This is a genomic window from Bifidobacterium sp. UTCIF-1 (assembly GCF_006408915.1).
Classification (GTDB): Bacteria; Actinomycetota; Actinomycetes; order Actinomycetales; family Bifidobacteriaceae; genus Bifidobacterium; species Bifidobacterium reuteri.
The window spans coordinates 41,973-57,847 of the sequence record NZ_JFAG01000012.1 but is presented as its reverse complement, the minus strand read 5'-3'; the positions used below and the strand labels follow the sequence as shown (position 1 = coordinate 57,847).

Here is a 15,875-nt window from a genome sequence, read left to right as displayed (position 1 = left end):
CAGATAAAACGTACAAAACGCAAGCAAGGCGAAGACAACGAGAACAGACAGAGACAGACATCCTACAGGTCAGAACGCCAGCGAACGCACGTAGGAACCAACTTGCGGGCGAACGGGAACCAACGAGCCGTCCGAATCATAATCGAGCGGCGCGAATACCACTTCGCGATGGCAACCATCGCCTCCAGCCCAGCGACCGGCCGGATTGTAGGCGAACCGGTGATACGCGATAATCCATTCGTCGGTACCGGGAATATTCACGATATTGTGATGACCGGTGGCATACAGCTTGCGCGCCGGGTCTTGTTCGATCAGCACGCGCGGTTCGCTCCAGGGCCCATGCAGCGATTCGGCCATCGCGTACTTGACGCAGTATTCCGGCTCTCGGGCGTCGTTCTCCGACCAGCTGGCGTAGTAGATGCCGTTGCGCTTGTGAATCCAGATGGCTTCACGGAAATCGCCCGGCACCCAGCTGAAAGCGCGCGATTCGTCGAACGACAGACAGTCCTCATTGAGCGGCGCGGCCCAAGCTATGCCGTTGCCCCACAGGAAGTACCGGGTGCCATCATCCTCCACGTATACGCCGGGGTCAATGGTGTGGCAATCGAACGTACCTTCGCGCACGATTGGTTCGGGCTCAGGCACGAACGGCCCGCACGGGGATTCGCCCACAGCGGCGCCGATCTGGGAACCGGCCACAAAGTAGAACACGTATTTGCCGTCCGCGCGCTGTACCACGGAAGGCGCCCAAGCACCATCCGAGCCATCCCACCACGGCACATCGCGCAAGTCGAGCGCCGGATATCGCTCCCATGTGGCCAAGTCATCGGACACATACACACTGAACGCGGTGGTGTCCCAATTATCCACACCGTCATCGGTGCAGTACAGGAAATATCGGCCATCGAAAATGGCAAGATTCGGGTCGGCGCAATACCTGCGCAGCGGATTAGTGGTCAGTACCGCGTTATTCACGCGATGAGGAAGGCCGTCACGAGGCACGGCTCTCGGTTTTGGCGATGTTTGTAGCACAGTGCCAACAGTACCCATAGGAAATTCTTATCTGGTGAAGAACAGGGCTCCCCACACGCCGCAGAAGGAGATGATATGAGCGTAGTGGGGAGCCGGAATTAATACCGTGATCAGCCAGCCGACTAGTCGATCAGCCGATCAGCCCTTGACCGAACCGGCGACGAGGCCGGAGATGATCCACTTCTGGCAGAAGATGAAGAACACGAACACGGGCAGCAGGGCGAGCACGGTGATGGTCATGAAGCTCGGCCAATCGGTCGAGAACTGGCCCACCGCGTTGTACACCTGCAGCACGATTGTGCGCAGTTCCGAGCTGGAGAGGAACACATTCGCGTTCATGAAGTCGTTCCACGTGCCCATCGTCTGGAACACGACCACGGTCGTCAGGATCGGGCGGATCAGCGGCATCACGATCGACCAGAAGATGCGCAGCGGGCCGGCGCCGTCGATGCGTGCCGCCTCGATCAGTTCGAACGGCAGGCTGCGCATGTACCCGACGATCAGGAAGTAGCAGAACACCGCTCCGCCCAGGTAGATAATCACCAGTCCGGCCAAGGTGTTGACCAGGTGCGCGTTCGCCTCCATGCGGTACAGGGGGATCAGCGTCGTCTGCGCCGGCACGACGAACGCGACCATCAGGATCGCGCCGACCGCGGCGGTGAACGTGGACTTGCGCAGGATCATGCCGTATGCGGCCAAGGCGCCGACGAGCACCTGGATCACGACCGCGAAGAACGTGACGATCAACGTGTTCAGCAGGGAGCGGAACACCGGGACCTTCTCGAACGCGTTGATGTAGTTCTTGATCGTCCATTCCTTCGGCAGGCCGAGCGGGTTGGCGGACATGTCCGGAATCGTCTTGAACGTGTTGATCAGGATGTACCACAGCGGAACCGCGCATACCAGCGCGATCAGGATCATCACCACGCTGGTGACCGCCGAACCGATCCTCTTGCGCGTCGTGAAGTTCATGCCCTTCGGCGCGGCCGTGACGGAAGAAGCCTTGTTGCCCATGATTTACTCGAACCTCCTCGAGATCAGGTTGGAAATGCCCATCTGAAGGAACACCACGACGCCCGTGGCGATGAAGAACAGGACCGCCAGCGCGGAACCGATGCCGTACTGCGACTGGCCGATGCCCTGCTGGATGATCGACTGCGTGACCGTGTACGTCGAATAGCCCGGGCCGCCCTTGGTCATCGTGAACGGCAGGTCGTACACCTTCAGGCCGCCCGACATGAGCAGGAACGTCGAGGTCACGATGCCCGGCATCAGCTGCGGCAGGGTGATATGCGCGAACTGCTGCCACTTGTTCGCACCGTCCACGGTCGCCTGCTCGTACAGGTCCGCGGGGATCGCCTGCAGGAACGCCAAGTAAAGGGTCGCATGCCAGCCGATCTGCGCCCAGATCGCGATGAAGATCACGCAGAACTTCGCCAGAGAGTTGTTCGACAGCCACGGCACCGGTCCCAAACCGAACGCCGCGAGCACGCTGTTGACCACGCCGGTCTTCATCGGGGAGAAGATGTACTTCCACACCATGCCCATGATGGCCAGCGACGGCACCGAGAAGAAGAAGAACACAGAGCGCACGAAATCACGGCCGACGAACTTGCGGTTGAGGATGACCGCCAGCGGAATGGCGATCACGGTCACCCCGACCATCACCACGATCGCGTACAGGATCGTGAAGCCCAGGCCCTGCAGGGCGGACGGATCCGTAAACACCTTCTTGTAATTGTCCAGACCGACCCAGTTCATGTCCATGCTGTAACCGTTGAAGTCGGTGAACGAGAAGTACGCGGTCTGTGCCAACGGCACCAGGAACAGAACCACGAACACCGCCAGGATCGGCAGCAGGAACCAGAACGACGTCACGTCCTCATGCAGGCCACGCGCACGACGACGCCGACGATACAGGTCTTCGTCCAACGGCGGCAGGTTGCCGACCGCCGAGCCTTGCATTGTTGCGCTCATATGCCATCCTCCTTTGACATTGGCTTATGACCGAAATCCGATTGCGGGCATGCGAAGGGCGACCAGCCGCAGCCGACAGGCCGCCCCATTACCATGCGCACGGTTCATGACGAACCGGAGATTGTAGTTATCTATGTGTGATTATGTGCGATCCGTTGCGGGTCACTGCACGGCCGCGACCTTGGCGTCGATGTTCTTGGCATACTGGTCGGGCGTGATCTGCCCCTGCACCAGCTGCTGGTTCTGCGCCTTGAGTTCGCTCTTGAGAATGTCCGGCTTCGAATAGAAGTTGGTGTGCAGGTAGTACTTGCCGGTCTTGATGTCCTGATCGTAGACCTTCTGGTACTGCGTCATCACCGTAGCGTCGAACCCGTCGACAGTGACAGCGTCGCCGGCGTCGTTACGCTTCTGCAGCGCCCACTTGCTTGACAGGAAGGTGAGGAACTTCTCGGCGGCCTTGAGCTTGTCGCCGTCGAGCTTCGCGTAGATCGCCCACGCCGGGGAGGCGGAGCCCTGCGCGTACTGCGTGTAGTCGTCGCCGAGCTTGGGCATCGGGGCGAAGTCCCAGTTCATGCCGGCCTGTTCGAAGGTGGCAAAGTCCCACGCGCCGTCGACGATCATCGCGACCTGTCCGTTGGTGAACTGCGTCTTCATGTCGTCGCCGCTGATGCCGACCGTGTCACGGGTCACGCCACCCTCATCGTACAGGCGGATGTATTCCTTGATGGCCTCGAGCTCGTCGGTGCCCGGCGTCTGGTTGTCCTGCGTGGACAGCGTGGTCGGGTCGACGCCCTTCTTCTCGAGGATGGATCCCTGGAAGGCGTCGATGAAGCGGCTCGGCTCGTCGGCGTTCGGCTCGAGGAACGGCTCGATGCCGGCGTTCTTGAGCTTCTTGCACAGCTTGAGGAAGTCGTCCCAGTTCGCCGGCGGCTCGTCGTAGCCGACCTGCTTGAGCAGATCCTTATTGTAGGCGATGCCGGAGCCCCACGAGGTGATCGACATGCCGTAGGTCTTGCCGTCGCGGCCGACGAAGTCCTTGTTGGCCTGGGAGATGTTCTTCATGAACGACTCGTCGGTCAGGTCCTTGGCGTAGCCGTTGTCGATGAGGTCGTCGCGATTCTCGGAGGTGATGATGAACACGTCCGGGGCCTGGTTGCCGACGAGACGGGTCTGCAGCGTGGAGATGTACTCGCTGGTCGGCGGCGCGTAGCTGAAGTCGATCTTGATGTCCGGGTTTCCTTCTCGAACTCGTCGATGTACGGCTTGGACGTCTGCTCGTTGTCCCAGCTCAGGTAGCTGAGCCGGATCTTGCCGGCGTCGGCGTCCGAGCCGCAGGCGGCCAGCGGGACCAGCATCGCTCCCGCGCAGGCCAGAGCGAGCATTCGCTTGCCCCAGATCTTCATTGACATTGCAACTCTCCTTTGTGTTGGTGGCATACGCCATGTTGTATGCCGAAAGAAACCACATTATCTTCCGTGCAAGAGCCCGGTTTTAAACCGATTTAATCTTGTAGTTGTATTTATAGCACTCCGTTCAAACGGCGTCAACTCGTTGCAAAGCCTTTTAAACACAAGGGCTGTGGAACGCGCGGAATCGCACCGGACAACGAAAAATAATTAAACAAAAAACGCCGCGAGTTATCCCACCGATCGGCGATCCACCGCGGACAACCACCGGACGACCGGTCAGCGCGTGCGGTTGGACGACTCGCGCACCAGCACCTCATAACCCACCGTGACATGCTTGGGCATGGCCGGCGCGCCGCAACGCCCCTCCTCGATGCGCTCGCACAGGATGTCGACGGCCTCGCGGGCAAGCTTGTCGATGTCCACCGCGATCGTGCTCAGCGTCGGCGCGCTGTACGATCCCTCGCGCACGCCGTCGAAGCCGATCACCGCCACGTCGTCCGGCACGCCGATGCCATGCTCGCGCAACGCGCGCAACGCGCCGAAAGCGATCGCGTCGGTCATGCAGAACAGCCCGTCGAACGGGAAGTCCCCCTCCTCGATGCGCCGCGAAACCGCGCGGTACGCGTCGTCGGTGCCCCAGTCGAACAGCTGGATCGTGTCGGCCTTGGTCAGCGTGCGCTCATGCCGCTCGAACGCGCGATGGCAGCCGATCAGACGTCGGTCGCCCACGCGCATCGACCGGCACGCCTGGTCGGCCGGCATGAAGTCCGTACCGACCAGCCCGACGCGCTCGCACCCTATCTCGAACAGGTGCGTCACCGCGGCCTCGGCACCGTTCTCGCACGGCGTGAACACCGAGTCGAACGGCCCTTGGTACGACTGGTCATCGAGCAGCACCACCGGCTTGCCCCTGCTTAGCTCAATGATCTCGGCGTCGCTCAGGCCGCCCGCGCTCAGGATCACGCCGTCGCAGAACTTGTTGGCGACCTTCTCGAGGATGCTTTTCTCATGGCCGACCTTGCCGGTCGAGATCTGCTGCGCCACGGCCTGGATGCCGCGGTCGAACGCCGCATTCGACACGCCGGCGAGCAGCTGCGCGTAGAACGGCCGGTCAAGCTGGAAAACGGCGGCCTCGATCACGCCGGTTCGCCCCGAACGCAAGCTCTTGGCAGTGATGTTGACCGAATAGTTCATCCGATTGGCCACGTCGATGATGTGCCGTGCCGTTTCTTGTTTAATTCTGGGATCGCCGCGCAGGGCGAACGACACGGACGCAGGAGAGACACCCGCCGCCTTCGCGACATCACGCATCGTCACCGCCATGGCGTCCTCCTTAGGTATTTATGGGCTTTTCGGCATCTCACCGAGCAGCTGCCGACACCTTCAATCATCCATTTGACGAAGACAACCTCGACGTACATAATGGTCACCAGGAATTAAATCGGTTTAACACTGAAGGGGTAACGTCACCACACACGGGGACCGCCGCTCCCGACGGCGCGACGCCGAACCACCCCAACGCGAGTCCCCCGCACGCCGGCCACAACGCCGAGACCGGCCGCAGGCCGCATCATCGTCATCGCAAAGGAGTACGCATCATGACCGACACCATGGCACACACCCAACCCGCATCACCCGCATCACCCGCATCACCTGCACCGACCATCACCGCACCGGGCGGCCGCTTCGTCTTCGGCGGCGACTGGAACCCCGAGCAGTGGGACGAATCCACCTGGGCGGACGACATCGCCAAACTCGAACGCGCCGGCATCAACGAGGCCACCATCAACGTGTTCTCCTGGGCGCTAATCCAGCCGGACGAGAGCCGCTACGACTTCGCCATGCTCGACCGCATCGTCGACCTGCTGGTCGCGCACGACTTCGGCTTCGTCCTGGCCACGTCCACCGGCGCGCTACCCGCATGGATCGCGCAACGCTACCCCGACGCCACGCGCACCGACTACGAAGGCCGTCGCCACCGCTTCGGCGTGCGGCACAACGCCTGCCCGAATTCGCCGAACTTCCTGCGCCTGGCCGGCGCGCTGGCCGGCAAGCTCGCCGAACGCTACGGCGCCAACGACCATCTGATCGCCTGGCACATCTCCAACGAGCTCGGCGGCCGCTGCTACTGCGACAACTGCGCCGCCGCCTTCCGCGTCTGGCTCGAACGCAAGTACGGTTCGATCGAGGCGTTGAACCGCGCGTGGAACGCGAACTTCTGGAGCCACACCTACGCCGATTTCGCCCAGATCCTACCGCCGAACGCGATCAGCGACGGACTGGACGGCGAGCGCGCCACTCTGTCCGCCTGCAGCATCGACTACAAGCGGTTCCAGTCCGACTCGCTGCTGGGCACCTACGTCACCGAGCGCGACGCGATCCGCGCGTTCGACGCGATGCATCCGATCACCACGAACCTCATGGACACCTACGAGGGTGCCGATTATTTCCGTTGGGGGCGCGAGATGGACGTGATCAGCTGGGACGATTATCCGTTCCCGCACACCACGCCTTCCGACAATGCGTTCAAGCACGATCTGATGCGCGGCGTGGGCGACGGCAGGCCGTTCATGCTCATGGAGTCGACGCCGAACCAGACGAACTGGCAGGAGTGCAACGTACTGCGCGCGCCCGGGCGGATGCGTGCGGAAAGCTATCAGGCGGTCGCGCATGGCGCGGATACCGTGCAGTATTTCCAGCTCAAGCAGTCGCGCGGCGGGTTCGAGAAGTACCATGGCGCGGTGATCTCGCACGGCGGGCGCGAGGACGAGCGCGTGTACGGCGAGGTGCGTGCGCTCGGCGGCGAGCTGGCGGCGCACGGCGCGCGGTTCGTGGGCGGTCTGACCGAGGCGCCGGTCGCGCTGATGTTCGACTGGGATTCGTATTGGTCGACCGAGAACATCTCGTTGCTGCCGAAGGGCTTCGACTATCCGGATCAGGTGCGGCGCTGGTATGCGCCGTTCCACCACCGCAACATCGCGGTGGATGTGGTGCCGGAAGACATTGACGCCAGGCGGCTGGCGGGCTATCGCGTGCTGGTCGCGCCGGCGCTCATGATGGCCAAGCCGGGCGTTCGTGAGCTGGTCGAGGGGTTCGTGCGCGCCGGCGGCACGTTCCTGGCGACGGTGATGTCAGGCATGCACGACGAGCATGACAACGTGATCCTCGGCGGATACCCGGGCGCGTTCCGTGAGGTGTGCGGAATGCGCATGGAGGAGATGGACATGATCCCGGACGGCCGCGACGTGCGTGTCGTGTTCGGTTCGGGCGAGGACGCGGACACGGACGGGTCCCGGGTCTCGCTGGTTGCCGGGCTGATCAAGCTCGACGGCGGGGCGCGCCCGCTGGCGGCCTACGCCGGCGACGTGTTCTACCGGGGTACGCCGGCGGTGACGGTGAACGATTTCGGCGCGGGCACGGCGTATTTCGCCGGTGCGGTGCTGGACGAGGCCGGCATGGACGCCGTGGTCGGCGACGTGGTGCACCGGGCCGGCGTTACCGGCATCGTCTCGCCGGAGCCGGTGGAGGTGGTTACGCGGCGGTACCCGTCACGCGGGGAGTCGTTGACGTTCGTGATCAACCATGCGGATACGGCCACGGCGTGGCAGGATACGCCGTTCGCCGGATGCGAGTCGGTGCTTGACGGCACGGTACTGGGCAGGGATCTGGTGCTGGAGCCGTACGGCGTGACGGTGGTGCGCACCGCGGCATGACGGATTCGACCGCCGGCCGGTCGCGGACCATATCCCAAGTCAGCAACCGGCCGAACCATATCTCGCGGCTTCAGTCATCCTTCATCATCAGTATTCGGTAGCGGCCCTAAATCAGCTCCGCCATCCGGCTCATAATCACTCGCCAACCACGGGCGGAAGTAGCTCCCGACTATCCACAGTGGGACATTGGTCAGCCAATCCTGCTCCTTGTAATTCCGCATCGACGTACGGTAACCGCAAATCCCGTATTTGTCGCACAGCCACTTCAAGCTACGCTTATGACGCTCGGTACCAGCTTTGGCCTCCAGCGGAATGATTGCGCCATTACCTGCAAAGACAAAATCAACTGCTCCCGTACTGTTCGCATTCGACCAGTACATCGGTGTGATGCCGGCGGCCACTAATTGCTGGCAAACATACTGTTCCGTTAACGCACCACGGAATTCGGTCAGCCCGTCATCACCAAGGACCACGCTTGCGGGAGTCAGATCCAGGGCCGCTGCCAGCAGCCCAACATCATGGAGATACAGTTTGAACGCGGAATCATCACGGTATGACGGCAATGGTGCCGCAGGTTTTTCGACGCGATACACCCGCAACGCAAGACCAGAATCGACAATCTGCTGAATCGCGGATTCATATTGCGCCGCCCGAGCGCCACGAGCGATGTGGCCAAAAATAAATTTATGATTCTCACGCGCCAGATGGGACGGAATCGAGGAAAACACCAAACGCATTTTCTCACTATCCACACCGGTTCTGGGATGTTTGGAAAAGTCCATGTCGTAATTGGATAACAATTCTTTCTGCACGGCACGCGCATGCTGATAGCCATCTTCTACAAATGTCTCAACGACTTCGGGCATGCCGCCAACAAAACAGTACTGACGAACCCTTCGCTCTAAACGTTCCGCAAATCCCCCAAGTGTCTCAATACGCTGGTTCCGGATGCGTTCGGCTATCACTCCATCACCGACCGCTTCCAAGAACTCCACAAACGTCATCGGATACATATCGATGGAGGTGACACTGCCAACCGGGAATGACAGGTCTTCGTGCTGAGCCATGCCCAGATAGGAGCCCGCTACAGCGACATGGAGATCCGGCATTTCCTCATGGAGCGCTTTCAACAGAGTCAGTAAATCAGGGATTTCCTGTATCTCGTCGATGCACAGCAGCGTCTTGCCGGGCCGAACGCGAACCCCATTAAACGCCTCCATGGAATCAAGCAACATGTGCACCGAATCCACACCTGTCAACGCAGCCTTTGCACCGCCATCGAACAAGTTGACATAAGAAAATGACTCGAACTTGTCCCGACCCAGCACCTTAAGCACATGAGTCTTGCCTACCTGTCTCGCGCCGCACAGCACTATCGGCTTGTGCTCCGTCGCTTCAGCCCATGCCGACAACCTGGTATATATATCTCGCCTGAACTCCGCCATGCCGCCCTCCCTATCGCATAGGACCGTACATCACAAATCACTGTCCTGTCGCTCCATCATACCGCAATACACACTTTTCCTAGGGTTGCAATTCGCGTATTCTACATTTTTCCTAGGGTTGCGATTGTCCAAAATTACATTTTTCCTAGGGTTAATAATGCAGAATACTGCACTTTTCCCAGGGTTAGTACCCTGACCTTCCCTAATCACACGGTGTTGTAAAGGCGGGCGGGGAAGGCGTCGCGGTATTGGCCGGGGTGAGTCCGGGGCGGCGCTTAAAGACGCGCATGAAGTATTTTGGGTCGGCGTAGCCCACGTCGTGCGCGAGAGCGTGCGGGATTTTTATACGGATTGTGTTCTTTCTGATCAACCGGCAAAGCAAGCGATGGCGCGCGAAATGCTTGGCGTAATTTGCAATCCTCTAACTTCGACGCTGTGGTGCGGGTTAGGGCAACGAAACATTACAGTAGCAGCAGATGGCAAATGGTTCGTAGAGGATTCATGCACGTCGCTGTCATCAAGTATCCAAGGTTTCGCACTGCCACTCATCGCGCAGACCGTCACGGGCTCACCGGCACAGGCGACGCTGCTGGATTCAATCATGACCCTGATATCGTCGGTATTGCGGCTGCCAAGTGGCGTGGTACAAGATAAGTACGACCGCGAAAACTTATGATTGCATTCGGCCTGATTGGTTTCGTACCGTTCGGCATATGCGCGGCCCTAGGATGGGCGGGATTACTCATATACCCGGTGCTGATGGTACTTGCGATATGCCTCGGCATGGGCATGATTGAGACGATTGCGGCCCCGGCGATCACATTTCTGTCCGGCATCGCCATGCAACACTGGGGCTACTCAGTCACGTCCGTGGCTTTGGGCTTGTGCATCGTGGCGGCCGCGATCCCTGCCGTGACAATGAGGGAACTGGTCACACTGCCTAAGCCGGATGGCTGGGAGGACCATATCCGCAAATCCGGGCTCACCAAGTTCTGACAACAAGTAAGGGCGACTATCTCCCGGATTTGTGACGCTCGGCAACCGTCAGCGTCACAAATCCGGGAAGAGGAAGGTGGATACGGTTTCAGCCGCGCGGGCAGCAAGGTGGACAAATCGTTGCCGGGGTGGAATCGCGGCAAGTATGCAAAAGCCTCCCGTTCGCGCGACGCATAAGCGCGCGCAAACGGGAGGCTTCCCAACCGCAGCATCATATGCAGAAATAAGGAGAGTAAGGCATATGCTGCCGCGGTCACGCCCCGCCGGGAACCTGCCGCAGGCCGCGTCCGGCATCGAAAGCCCTGCAGTCGATGCGTGCGGCCGGCCGTTCCCGGCGCGGTGGCCATGTCAGTCAGGCATCAGTCAGATGTCAATAGACATCCGATCAGACATCCTCACTTCTGCCAGCCGATGTCCTGCGGCAGGTTGCCGGCGAAGCCGGACGGGCCGTAGTTGGCCAGACCCTTCTTCGCACCGAGGTACGAAGCCGGGTTGGAGACCGGGATAGTGCCATACAGCTTGAGGGCTTCCTTCTCGGCGGCGTTCACGGCCTTGGTCTGCTCGTCATAGTCGGAGAGGTCGCCAGCCTTCTTGACGAGCTCGTCGATCTTCTTGCTGCCCACGTAGGAGTAGTTGGACGAGCCGTCGGAGGTGTACAGCTGCGGGGCGGACACCACGAAGGTCATGGCGCTCGGAGCCTGCCAAGCCATCGGCAGCACCTGGTAGTTGCCGGAAGTCACGGTGTCGGAGAACTTGGACTCGGCCACGTTCACGACCTTGACCTTAATGCCGGCCTTCTTCATCATCGCCTGGTAGGCGTTGGCGAGGGCCTGCTGGGTGGCGTCGTCACCGAAGAAGGTGAAGGAGATCTCAAGGGTCTTGCCGCCCTTGGCGTAGTAGCCGTCCTTGCCCATCTTGTAGCCGTCGGCCTCAAGGGTTTTCTTGGCGTTGTCCACGTTGTACTTGGCCTCGGCGGGCAGGTTGTTCTCGTAGCCCTTCTGGAACGGCAGCAGCAGCTCGGAGCCCGGCTGCTCGGCCTTCCAGTTCAGGCCCTGGAACTGCACGTTGTTGTAGGTGTTCACGTCGAAGGCCTGAGTGATGGCCTTACGCACCTGCAGGTCGTCAAGCGGCTTGGACTTGCCGTTGTACTCCAGCACGCGGGTCGTGGTGCTGTAGCCGATGCGCAGCTGGGCGTCCTTGACGGAACGGATGGCCTTGATGTCGTCCTTGGTGAAGGCCTCCACGGCGTCGATCTCGCCGTTCTGGAAGGCGTTGAGGGAGGCGGTGTCGGCCATCTGCTTGTAGACGATCTTGTCCAGCTTCGGCTTGTTGCCCCACCACTTCTCGTTCGGCACGAAGGTGACCTGGGAGTCGGAGAAGGAGTCGACCTTGTACGGACCGGCGGCCCACTCGTTGTGCGGGTTCTTCACCCAGCCCTGGGTGAAGGTCTTCGGGTCGGCGGCCTTCGGGTTCACCAGAGTGCCGAAGACTGCCTGCCACGGGTAGTACGGGGTCTTGTAGGTCACCTTGACCTGCTTCGGGCTGTCGCCCTGCTCAACGCTGGCGATACGGTCGAAGCCGTCGGTGCTCGGCGGGTTGTAGTCCGGGTTGGAGCCGTTGTTGGCTTCCCACGTGGCCTTGAAGGCGGTCCAGTCGATGTCAGAGCCGTCGTTCCACTTGGCCTTCGGGTTGATGTCGTACTGCACGACCATCGGGTCCTTGCTCACGAGCTTCATGTCGGTCAGGAAGTCCGGGTTCACCTTAATCGGGGAGCCATTGACCTGGTCGGTCATGAGCAGGCTGGGCTGGTACCAGCTCCACAGCTCGGACATGTAGCCGGTGTTGCCGTCAGAAGACAGGTAGTTCCAGTTCGGGCCGACTTCGGTGATGGACAGGGTCAGCGTGCCGCCGTCCTTGACGTTGTCACGGCTCTGGTGGTTGTCGTAACGCTCGGTGACCTTCGGCATGGGCAGGTCGCCGGTGTACGACGAATCGATGCCGGCCGGCGGTTCGGTGGCGCTCGAGGTGTTGCTGGAACCGTTGCCATTGCCCGCGCCGCAGCCGGCAAGCAGCATGGCAAGCGCCGCAGTGGCCGCGGCGAGCGCGGTCAGCTTACGTGTCTTGTTCATTGTTATTTCCTCCTCTATATGGTTCCGACCGTCATGCGAAATGGCATGCAACCTGATGGCCGCTCGGTCGGGAAGTGTCATACGGCCGCAGCGCCGGGCGTTCGCCGCGGCAGCGGGCCTGTTGTTCGGCGCTCAGCTTGGGCATGAGCGGGCAGCGGCCCATGAACGGGCAGCCTTCGAACGTCTCGGTGGGGCTGGGCACCTCGCCCTGCAGCACGATGCGCTGGCGGGTGCGTTCCGCCTTCGGGTCCGGCACCGGCACGGCGCTGATGAGCGCCTGGGTGTACGGGTGCAACGGGTGCTCGAACACGTCTTCGGTGTCGCCGGATTCCACGATGCGGCCCAGGTACATCACCGCCACGCGGCTGGAGATATGGCGCACCACCGACAGGTTATGGGCCACGAACAGGTAGGCCACGCCCAGCTTGTTCTGCAGGTCCTCAAGCAGGTTGATCACGCCGGCCTGGATGGACACGTCCAGTGCGGAGACCGGCTCGTCGAGCAGCACGAGCTTCGGGTTGACCGACAGCGCACGCGCGATGGCGATGCGCTGGCGCTGACCGCCGGAGAACTGCGTGGGGAAACGGTCCACCTGGTCGGGGTTCAGTTCCACCAGACGCATGAGTTCGCCAATGCGTTCGCGGATCTGCTCTTTGGAGTAGTGCTGGACCTTCATCGGCTCGGCCAGGATGTCGTAGATCGGCAGGCGCGGGTCGAGCGAACTCATCGGGTCCTGGAAGACATACTGCACGGCCGAACGCAGCTCGCGGCGCTTCTCGCGCGGAATCTTGTGTTCGAGCTTGGTGCCGAACATCTCGATCTCGCCGTCCTGCGGCTGCTTGAACTCCATGATCTCCATGAGCGTGGTGGACTTGCCCGAGCCGGACTCGCCCACGAGCGCCACGGTCTCGCCTTCGCGCACGTCCAGCGTCACGTCGTCCACGGCCTTGACCTCGCCGATCTTGCGACGCAGGAAGCCGCCGGCGGTCAGCGGGAAGGTCTTGCGCATGTGCTTGACGTCGAGCACCATCTTGCGTTCGTCGCGCGGGATGCCGGCGAACTTCGACTTGGCGGCCTCGGCCACCGTGTACACGTCGTGGAAGGTCAGGCCCTTGTCCACGATCTCCTGGGTGCGGTGGCAGGCCACGAACTGGCCCGGGCGGCCCGGCACCGGCTCCATGGCCGGCTCGGTGGTGTGGCATATGTCGGTGGCCAGCGGGCAGCGCGGCGCGAACGGGCAGCCCTTGGGCATGTTGACCAGGTTCATCGGGGAGCCCGGAATCGGCACCAGACGGCTGTTGCGTTCGCGGTCGGAACGCGGCACGGCACCCAGCAGGCCCATGGTGTACGGCATGGCCGGGTGGTCGAAGATGGAGTCGACGTCCGCCTTCTCGACCGGGCGGCCGGCGTACATGACGACGATGTCGTCGGCCACGCCGGCGATCACGCCCAGATCGTGGGTGATGAAGATGACGGCCGCGCCGGTTTCACGCTGGGCCTTGCGCAGCACTTCGAGCACCTGGGCCTGGATCGTCACGTCCAGTGCGGTGGTCGGTTCGTCGGCGATGATCACGTCCGGGTCGTTGGCAATGGCCATGGCGATCATCACGCGCTGGCGCATGCCGCCGGAGAACTCGTGCGGGAAGGACTTCAGGCGGTCCTCCGGGTCCGGGATGCCGACCAGGTTCATGAGCTCGATGGAGCGGTCGTGAATCTGCTGTTCGGTCATCTTCGGATTGTGGGTGACCAGCGCTTCCTTGATCTGGTCGCCGATGGAGAACACCGGGGTCAGAGCGGAGAGCGGGTCCTGGAAGACCATGGCGATGCCCTTGCCACGAATCTCGCTCATCTCAAGATCGGACTTGCTGAGCAATTCCTCGCCGTGGTAGGTGATGGAGCCCTTGACGCTGGCGTTCTTGTCCAGCAGGCCCATGATGGCCATGGAGGTCACGGACTTGCCGGAGCCGGACTCGCCCACGATGCCGAGGGTCTTGCCGGGGTACAGGTCGAAGTTCATGCCGCGCACCGCGCGCACGGTGCCGGCTTCGGAAGCGAAGCTGACGGTGAGGTCGCGTACTGAAATCACCGGTTCGGATGCCATGCCTTGCGCTCCTGTGGTGTCGGGGTTGGTGTTGGTTGTTACGTTGCTTGCGTTGCGTTCGTCGCTCATGATGCCCGTCTCCCCTCTCACTCGGCCTTGCCGCCGGAGCGGGAGTACGGGTCGATGGCGTCGCGCAGGCCGTCGCCGATCAGCTGCACGGAGAAGGTCAGGACGATCAGCACCACGGACGGGAAGACCAGCACCCACGGCGAGGTCTGCACCACGGACTGGCCGGCGTTGAGCAGCGTACCGAGCGAGGTGTCGGGCGCCTTGATGCCCAGGCCCAGGAAGCTCAGCGAGGTCTCGCTGTTGACCGCGCCAATCACGCCGAGCACGGTGTTGATGACCAGCACCGAACCCAGGTTCGGCACCAGGTGGCGCACGATGATGGTGAAGGACGGCACGCCCATGAACTTCGCCGCGCGGATGTATTCGCGGTCGCGCAGACTCAGGGTCAGCGTGCGCAGCGTACGCGCATAGCCGACCCAGCCGAACGCGGTCAGGCCGATGGCCAGCCACAGCCAGTCGCTGCCGCCGGCCGCCATGCCGACGATCAGGGCGATGAGCAGGAAGGACGGCACGACGAGCAGCATATCCAGCAGCCACATGCCGACCTTCTCGAACCAGCCTTCGAAGAACGCCACGGCCGTGCCCACCAGGGCGGCGATGATCGTGGTGCCGAACGAGCTGAAGATACCGATGGTCAGCGAGCGGCCGAGGCCGCGGATGATCATCGCGTACATATCCGAGCCACCGACCGTGGTGCCCAGCCAGTGCTGGGCGGACGGCGGCGAGGCGAGGGCGGCGAAATCAGGCTCGTCGTAGCTCCACTGGGAGAATTTCGAGCCGAAAATCGCCAAGAGAATCAGCAGGATCAGCACCACCAGACCTACCACGGCCGAGGGGCGGCGCATGAAGCGGCGCACGTACAGCTGCATGCGGCCGGTGCGGTGGAAGTCGTCGTTGCTGGAAGCCTCCTGGGCGTTCTTGGCGTCGGCGGACTGCGGTTCGCTGCCCTGCGGATCGGTGAGTTCCATATCCTGGGCGACGGCGTCGGAGACCATGTTCTCGTT

At 61.8% G+C, this 15,875-nt stretch carries 12 protein-coding genes and 1 pseudogene; 3 read left to right on the top strand and 10 right to left on the bottom strand.

Going from position 1 to position 15,875, the window contains the following annotated elements; genetic code table 11:
* Window positions 1–69 precede the first annotated feature (69 nt).
* From BW09_RS06685 to BW09_RS06665, 5 genes are all read right to left on the bottom strand, one after another.
* Window positions 70–1,050: a family 43 glycosylhydrolase gene (locus tag BW09_RS06685; RefSeq protein ID WP_101028115.1), complete on the bottom strand. Its 981-nt coding sequence runs from the start codon at window positions 1,048–1,050 to the stop codon at window positions 70–72.
* 120 nt (window positions 1,051–1,170) lie between these two features.
* The gene (locus BW09_RS06680) at window positions 1,171–2,046 is read right to left on the bottom strand and encodes a carbohydrate ABC transporter permease (protein ID WP_081886666.1); all 876 of its coding nucleotides are present in this window, start codon (window positions 2,044–2,046) and stop codon (window positions 1,171–1,173) included.
* A gap of 3 nt (window positions 2,047–2,049) precedes the next feature.
* Window positions 2,050–3,009: a carbohydrate ABC transporter permease gene (locus tag BW09_RS06675; RefSeq protein ID WP_140463034.1), complete on the bottom strand. Its 960-nt coding sequence runs from the start codon at window positions 3,007–3,009 to the stop codon at window positions 2,050–2,052.
* A 162-nt stretch (window positions 3,010–3,171) separates the two neighbouring features.
* Window positions 3,172–4,476, bottom strand: coding sequence for an ABC transporter substrate-binding protein (locus BW09_RS06670; protein WP_258185016.1), 1,305 nt, complete (start codon window positions 4,474–4,476; stop codon window positions 3,172–3,174).
* A 218-nt stretch (window positions 4,477–4,694) separates the two neighbouring features.
* Window positions 4,695–5,741 carry a LacI family DNA-binding transcriptional regulator gene (locus tag BW09_RS06665; RefSeq protein ID WP_044090588.1) on the bottom strand — a complete coding sequence of 349 codons (1,047 nt, stop codon included), beginning with the start codon at window positions 5,739–5,741 and terminating at the stop codon, window positions 4,695–4,697.
* 275 nt (window positions 5,742–6,016) lie between these two features.
* Here BW09_RS06665 and BW09_RS06660 point away from each other — a divergent pair, with 275 nt between their 5' ends.
* Complete coding sequence (locus BW09_RS06660; RefSeq protein ID WP_052404692.1) at window positions 6,017–8,131, top strand: beta-galactosidase; 2,115 nt, start codon at window positions 6,017–6,019, stop codon at window positions 8,129–8,131.
* A 74-nt stretch (window positions 8,132–8,205) separates the two neighbouring features.
* On the opposite strand, the gene BW09_RS06655 is transcribed toward BW09_RS06660, so the two are convergent.
* Both BW09_RS06655 and BW09_RS11285 read right to left on the bottom strand, forming a co-directional pair.
* Entirely contained in the window at window positions 8,206–9,576 is a 1,371-nt protein-coding gene (locus tag BW09_RS06655) for an ATP-binding protein (RefSeq protein ID WP_044090586.1), read from the bottom strand.
* A gap of 206 nt (window positions 9,577–9,782) precedes the next feature.
* A pseudogene (locus BW09_RS11285) lies at window positions 9,783–9,904 on the bottom strand (AraC family transcriptional regulator); the annotation flags it as partial.
* Here BW09_RS11285 and BW09_RS11150 point away from each other — a divergent pair.
* Together BW09_RS11150 and BW09_RS11145 are read left to right on the top strand one after the other, a co-directional pair.
* The gene (locus tag BW09_RS11150) at window positions 9,896–10,252 is read left to right on the top strand and encodes a hypothetical protein (protein ID WP_241451295.1); all 357 of its coding nucleotides are present in this window, start codon (window positions 9,896–9,898) and stop codon (window positions 10,250–10,252) included. The pseudogene BW09_RS11285 and the gene BW09_RS11150 sit on opposite strands and share 9 nt — an antisense overlap.
* A gap of 83 nt (window positions 10,253–10,335) precedes the next feature.
* Entirely contained in the window at window positions 10,336–10,572 is a 237-nt protein-coding gene (locus BW09_RS11145) for a hypothetical protein (protein ID WP_234918554.1), read from the top strand.
* Between the two features lie 395 nt (window positions 10,573–10,967).
* On the opposite strand, the gene BW09_RS06635 is transcribed toward BW09_RS11145, so the two are convergent.
* From BW09_RS06635 to BW09_RS06625, 3 genes are all read right to left on the bottom strand, one after another.
* Window positions 10,968–12,701, bottom strand: coding sequence for an ABC transporter family substrate-binding protein (locus BW09_RS06635; protein ID WP_140463032.1), 1,734 nt, complete (start codon window positions 12,699–12,701; stop codon window positions 10,968–10,970).
* Window positions 12,702–12,732: 31 nt separating this feature from the next.
* The gene (locus tag BW09_RS06630) at window positions 12,733–14,802 is read right to left on the bottom strand and encodes an ABC transporter ATP-binding protein (RefSeq protein ID WP_167315863.1); all 2,070 of its coding nucleotides are present in this window, start codon (window positions 14,800–14,802) and stop codon (window positions 12,733–12,735) included.
* 86 nt (window positions 14,803–14,888) lie between these two features.
* A complete protein-coding gene (locus BW09_RS06625; protein WP_044090590.1) occupies window positions 14,889–15,839 on the bottom strand; it encodes an ABC transporter permease in 951 nt (316 codons plus the stop codon).
* Window positions 15,840–15,875 lie beyond the last annotated feature (36 nt).

Coding starts and splice junctions, on each gene's coding strand:
- BW09_RS06685 (WP_101028115.1), bottom strand. CDS start 1,050: ATGGGTACTGTTGGCACTGTGCTACAAACATCGCCAAAACCGAGAGCC.
- BW09_RS06680 (WP_081886666.1), bottom strand. CDS start 2,046: ATGGGCAACAAGGCTTCTTCCGTCACGGCCGCGCCGAAGGGCATGAAC.
- BW09_RS06675 (WP_140463034.1), bottom strand. CDS start 3,009: ATGAGCGCAACAATGCAAGGCTCGGCGGTCGGCAACCTGCCGCCGTTG.
- BW09_RS06670 (WP_258185016.1), bottom strand. CDS start 4,476: ATGTGGTTTCTTTCGGCATACAACATGGCGTATGCCACCAACACAAAG.
- BW09_RS06665 (WP_044090588.1), bottom strand. CDS start 5,741: ATGGCGGTGACGATGCGTGATGTCGCGAAGGCGGCGGGTGTCTCTCCT.
- BW09_RS06660 (WP_052404692.1), top strand. CDS start 6,017: ATGACCGACACCATGGCACACACCCAACCCGCATCACCCGCATCACCC.
- BW09_RS06655 (WP_044090586.1), bottom strand. CDS start 9,576: ATGGCGGAGTTCAGGCGAGATATATATACCAGGTTGTCGGCATGGGCT.
- BW09_RS11145 (WP_234918554.1), top strand. CDS start 10,336: ATGGTACTTGCGATATGCCTCGGCATGGGCATGATTGAGACGATTGCG.
- BW09_RS06635 (WP_140463032.1), bottom strand. CDS start 12,701: ATGAACAAGACACGTAAGCTGACCGCGCTCGCCGCGGCCACTGCGGCG.
- BW09_RS06630 (WP_167315863.1), bottom strand. CDS start 14,802: ATGGCATCCGAACCGGTGATTTCAGTACGCGACCTCACCGTCAGCTTC.
- BW09_RS06625 (WP_044090590.1), bottom strand. CDS start 15,839: ATGGAACTCACCGATCCGCAGGGCAGCGAACCGCAGTCCGCCGACGCC.